The following is a 4,226-nucleotide window of genomic DNA, read 5'->3' on the forward strand; positions in this document are numbered from 1 at the left end:
GTCTTTAATGTATTTATATAATTGTAAAAATCTTTAGATATAGCTTCCACTTTATGAGCTGTTTGAGCCGCCAGAGCAAATTCTCCTTTTGCCTCTTCTGCTTTAGTATCTAATGAAGCTAACTTTTGTGCATTGCTCATATTTGAAGATGCATTGGCACTTTCAAATTTCTCATTCATTAAGCCAAAAGCAGACAATACTTCTTTTGACATATTCATTGCTAACATTGCGATAAAAACCAGATACATAAGGTTTATCATCTTCTGTCTAGGGGTTAATTTTCCTCCTGCCATATTTTCTAAATAATTAGTTCGTATTAATAATAATTGCTTTTTAACTAATTATCCTTTGTTACCCATAGCCGAAAGCATACCGCCATATACATTGTTTAAAGAAGCAATATTTGCAGTCATAGATTGCATTTGCTCTTTTAGTTTAGTTGCGTTTTCAGCGATTTCTTTATTAGCTTCTGCATTTCTAGAAGCACTTTGTAATTGAACTTTATATAGACTGTTTAATGATTCCATTTGAGAAGCCGCAATAGATAACTCATCGCTGTATTTTTTAGTAGAAGCAATTGAATCAACAGTTGGAGCAATTCCTTTAGCAGCAGATTCAAAATTCTTAATACTGTTACCTAAGCTTGACATTAACTCACCGTCAATTTTAGCTTCTTTAAGCATAACATCTAATTTTTGAGATAATAGCCCTTGTGCTTCAGTTGGAGTCTCCACTTTAGCCATTTTAGTTTCCTTTCTAGTTTTACCATCTCCTAATTCTGGATATACAATAGTCCAATCCAATTCTTTTTCTACTGGTTCAAAAGCAGAAAGAGCAAAGATTAATGCTTCTGTTACTAGCCCGATTGAAAGCATCAAGGTTCCTGTTAACGGTCCGATTTCAAAGTGAGTAATTTTGAATAAAGCTCCAATAATTACTACTGCTGCTCCCATACCATAAGCGAAATTCATTGCTTTTTTACTTAATAATGCCATAATTTTTTTGTTTTAAATTTTATTTTAGGTTTTAAATAAGAACTTGTTTTTATTTTTAATTTGCGCTAAATAATTAATCATCTTAATTCTCTGTTACTTAAGTTTCCATATAAAATGATCTGATTTTTTATCTAATAAAAACATGCAAATGTCTTTATAAATCACTATCCCCTATAAACAACAAAAGCCTTTAAATAAACAGATTAAGACATTTCTTTGTTGCTTTATAATTTTAACAGAAATAATCTGTCAAACAAACTCCTTAAATATTTTAAAAAAAGAATATTAGACAAAAAGGATGTAATAAAGGAATTTGAGTTTCATATAAATGCTAAAATAATACGACTCCAGAAATACAAGTCATGTCTTAAAAGCTATGGGAATAGATAATGAAACGGCTCAATCGACAATACGATTTTCAATAGGAAAATACACAACCCAAGATGATATTGATTTTGCAATTAATAAAGTAGAAGAAGTTCTAACCACATTACGCCCTATAAAATTGAAATAAACAAGCTGGCAACGTTGGATTAACTAATAAGTATTCTAAAAAAAAATAAGGAAGCCGAAGCTTCCTTAATCTTGAAAAGAACTTATTTAAAAAATTACTTGTCTCATGGAGTAAGACAAATGAAAAATCTAAAGCAAATATCTCCTTATTCTAGAAGTAATTCTGCCTCAAAACGTTTTTAAAAACATATAATAAGACAAAAAAACAACTTTAAAATTTATGATTCTAGTTTATAATGTATATCCGACTGCTCTCTTAAAGTTGCAGCACTTTTCTCTGGAGTAATATCTCTTTGAGACTCACCTAACATTTCGTAACCTACCATAAATTTCTTAACCGATGCTGATCGCAATAAAGGTGGATAAAAATGCATATGGAAATGCCATTCCAGATGTGCATTACCATCTGTTGGAGCCTGATGAATACCTGATGAGTATGGAAAAGATGTCTTAAAAAGATTATCGTATTTTGTTGTCAACTGTTTTAAAATTTTAGCGAAAGCAGTTGCTTCTTCTTCAGTAAAATCAGTAATTCTTCCAAAATGTCTTTTGCTTATAATCATCGTTTCATAAGGCCATATTGCCCAAAACGGAACCAAAGCTACAAAGTGATCATTTTCTATAACGATACGTTCATCCTTTTTTAATTCAGCTTGAAGGTAATCTTGTAAAAGAGTAGCCTTATATTTATCAAAATAATTTTTTAAACTATTTTGTGTTTTTTCAACCTGAGTTGGCAAGGATGATTGTGCCCAAATTTGTCCATGAGGATGCGGATTGCTACATCCCATAACGCTTCCTTTATTTTCAAAAATCTGAACGTGATTTATATATTTAATTGCACCTAAATCTGTATATTCTTTTTGCCATGTTTTTACAATATTTTCAATATCCTTTACTTCCATTTCTGGTAATGTAAGGTCATGTCTTGGCGAAAAACAAACTACTCTTGAGATTCCTCTTTCTGGTTTAGCCAGAAAAAAAGTGTATTTAATATCTTCTTCATAAATGATTTCATCCTGCTTCATGGCAGCAAAATCATTTTCGAAAACAAAGCTTCCTTCGTATTTAGGATTATTCATTCCGTTTGCCCTTACATTATCTGGACACAAATAGCAAGTTGGGTCATATTTAGGTAAAGGTTCGGTAATAACTAACTCATTTTGTCCTTGCCACGGGCGTTTTGCTCTATGAGGTGAAACTAAAACCCATTCGTTAAGTAATGGATTATAACGTCTGTGTGGGTCTTCGCTAATATTAAAATTTCTCATTTAATTTTATAAGTTGTAAAGTGATGTTCCATTTGCTATTTTTACGTCGTAAAATTTTAATTCAATCCCAAATATATCTAAATAAAGGGACGAAAACTTATTTTTTACTTCATTTTCTTCTCCTTTTTTAATTAAATTAATGGTGCAGCCTCCAAAACCGCCTCCCATCAATCGAGAACCTATTATAGAATCATCATCTTTTGCAGTAGCAACAAGCATATCTAGTTCTGGACAACTCACTTCATATTCATTAGACAAACCATCATGAGTATCAAAAAGCAATTGTCCTAAAAGCTCAATGTTGCCTTTATCAAGAGCGTTACAAGCCTGTGCAACACGATTAATTTCTTTTACAACATAGTGCACTCTTTTAAAAACTATTGCATTCATTTTATCCTGAATGCTTAATAACTGATCTTCTGTACAATCTCTAAAACTTTTTATTTCAGGAAAATGATTTTTAATTATCGATAAACCTTCCCCACATTCTTTGCGACGCGTATTATATTCAGATGTAAATAATGAATGTTTTACATTACTATCAAATAAAACCAAAACATAATCACTAAAATTAGCATCGTGATATTCAAATTCCAACGTTTTGCAATCTAATTTGATTACTTTATTTTCTTGTCCATGTACGCTGGAAAACTGATCCATTATACCGCAATTAATCCCAACCCAATGTTCGGCCTTTTGTCCTAATAAGGCAATATCTACTTTATTAATAGTAAGATTAAACAATGCTGCAATTCCAAAAATCATCCCACATTCTAACGCTGCCGAAGATGATAAACCTGAACCAACGGGAATATTACTGCTAAAAACGCAATTAAATCCTTCAAAAGAAAAACCATTATCCTGAAGTTGTTTTATAACTCCAAGAATATAATTTGTCCATACAACATTACTTAACTGAATCTCTTTTGTTAAATCAACTTCAAATTCGTCATTTAAATCTATTGCATAAATTTTTGATTTTTTTGAATTACTCTTCTCAAAAGCAAAACAAATAATTTTATCTATAGCTGCTGGTAAAACATAACCATCATTATAATCTATATGTTCACCTATAATATTAATTCTTCCTGGAGAGAGGACTACTTTTTGTGGTTGGTTACCAAATTTTTCTTTAAAAAAATGGGTTGTATTTTGGATTAAAATATCATTCATTATTATTTACTAATTAATATGGTTGATGGGTTAATTTATTTAAACTTTTAAAATTCAATTAAAATTCAATTAAAAGAAACTCATAAGATAAAGAAAAACTAATTTCATTAAATTATTTACAATTAATAGAAAACCAAAAATAAATACTTACACAAAACAATCCTACTAGTCCCTACTGGTTTTGAGAATATAAAAATGAAATCCTCAAAAATTGCAACTTTATCAAAATAATATTCTATAATATTTTTTTAGAATATATCATCTTCAACTCCCA

Annotated in this window: 4 protein-coding genes and 1 pseudogene; 1 reads left to right on the forward strand and 4 read right to left on the reverse strand. The window is 30.1% G+C overall.

Translation table 11 applies throughout. The annotated features are described in order from the left end of the window. Window positions 1–293: pseudogene (locus B8T70_RS23120) on the reverse strand (gliding motility protein GldM); the annotation flags it as partial. Between the two features lie 48 nt (window positions 294–341). After that, complete coding sequence (gene gldL, locus B8T70_RS23125; RefSeq protein WP_086896393.1) at window positions 342–995, reverse strand: gliding motility protein GldL; 654 nt, start codon at window positions 993–995, stop codon at window positions 342–344. Between the two features lie 376 nt (window positions 996–1,371). On the opposite strand from gldL, the gene B8T70_RS24045 reads away from it, so the two are divergent. Continuing rightward, on the forward strand, window positions 1,372–1,509 hold the full coding sequence (locus tag B8T70_RS24045) for a hypothetical protein (RefSeq protein WP_165572125.1): 138 nt from the start codon (window positions 1,372–1,374) through the stop codon (window positions 1,507–1,509). Between the two features lie 217 nt (window positions 1,510–1,726). On the opposite strand, the gene B8T70_RS23130 is transcribed toward B8T70_RS24045, so the two are convergent. Beyond that, entirely contained in the window at window positions 1,727–2,779 is a 1,053-nt protein-coding gene (locus B8T70_RS23130) for a UDP-glucose--hexose-1-phosphate uridylyltransferase (RefSeq protein WP_086896394.1), read from the reverse strand. Between the two features lie 6 nt (window positions 2,780–2,785). After that, window positions 2,786–3,952 carry a galactokinase gene (gene galK / locus B8T70_RS23135; RefSeq protein ID WP_086896395.1) on the reverse strand — a complete coding sequence of 389 codons (1,167 nt, stop codon included), beginning with the start codon at window positions 3,950–3,952 and terminating at the stop codon, window positions 2,786–2,788. Between the last annotated feature and the right edge of the window lie 274 nt (window positions 3,953–4,226).

The organism is Flavobacterium sp. AJR, from assembly GCF_002156885.1.
GTDB lineage: Bacteria > Bacteroidota > Bacteroidia > Flavobacteriales > Flavobacteriaceae > Flavobacterium.

Coding starts and splice junctions, on each gene's coding strand:
- gldL (WP_086896393.1), bottom strand. CDS start 995: ATGGCATTATTAAGTAAAAAAGCAATGAATTTCGCTTATGGTATGGGA.
- B8T70_RS24045 (WP_165572125.1), top strand. CDS start 1,372: ATGGGAATAGATAATGAAACGGCTCAATCGACAATACGATTTTCAATA.
- galK (WP_086896395.1), bottom strand. CDS start 3,952: ATGAATGATATTTTAATCCAAAATACAACCCATTTTTTTAAAGAAAAA.
- B8T70_RS23130 (WP_086896394.1), bottom strand. CDS start 2,779: ATGAGAAATTTTAATATTAGCGAAGACCCACACAGACGTTATAATCCA.